This is a genomic window from uncultured Aggregatibacter sp. (genome assembly GCF_901873365.1).
GTDB lineage: Bacteria > Pseudomonadota > Gammaproteobacteria > Enterobacterales > Pasteurellaceae > Aggregatibacter.
Window position 1 is genome coordinate 1 of sequence record NZ_CABFLM010000029.1, and the last position, 668, is coordinate 668.

Below are 668 nucleotides of genomic sequence, written 5' to 3' on the forward strand. Positions count from 1 at the left end.
TTCTAATTTACCTATATTCATTTTAATCCCCTAATATTAATATATTCTTTTTCTACTTCTGTTGCAAAATCTTGACAGTTATTTGTGAGTACATTGTAATCATTCTTACCAAATCTTAATTTTTCTTTAACTACTAGTCTACCATCATCTGTTTTTTCTAAGTACTGTACTTTCTTGTTTTTAACATTGTTGACGGCTTGTTTCATGATCGTGTCATCATAATTTTTATCGGAACATTTATATCCAACTCGAGATCTCTCAGAAAAAGTGCCTGTTGTTGTATAACCAATGTTAGAACCGTCTTCAAAGAAGATATGTTCATGAAATAAGCCTAAGTCTAAACCTCCTCTAAAATTAGGATCTATATCAGTGCTTTTAGGAAGAATTTTCAGAGGTCTTGTACAAAAACGCGCTAATCCTAGGGGATCAATCCATATCTGTGTATTATTCGCAAACCGATACAAATTCATCCCACCCATCAACCCAATCGGGTCTTGTGTAATAAACCGCCCAAGCGCAGGTTCATAGTAGCGGAAGAAGTTGTAGTGCAAACCGGTTTCTTGGTCAAAGTACTGGTTCTGCAGGCGGAACGGTTGGTGCGTGCTCCGTTGGGCATGGCGGTTGCTGTCGTGAATAAGCTGTCCCCAAGCGTCATAACGCCCTTTCCA

At 38.2% G+C, this 668-nt stretch carries 1 protein-coding gene; it reads right to left on the minus strand.

What is annotated here, in order from left to right; all coding sequences use genetic code 11:
* Window positions 1–17: 17 nt before the first annotated feature.
* Window positions 18–668, minus strand: a 651-nt coding sequence (locus QZ106_RS00740) for an RHS repeat-associated core domain-containing protein (RefSeq protein WP_295973038.1), incomplete at its 5' end; no start/stop codon positions are given.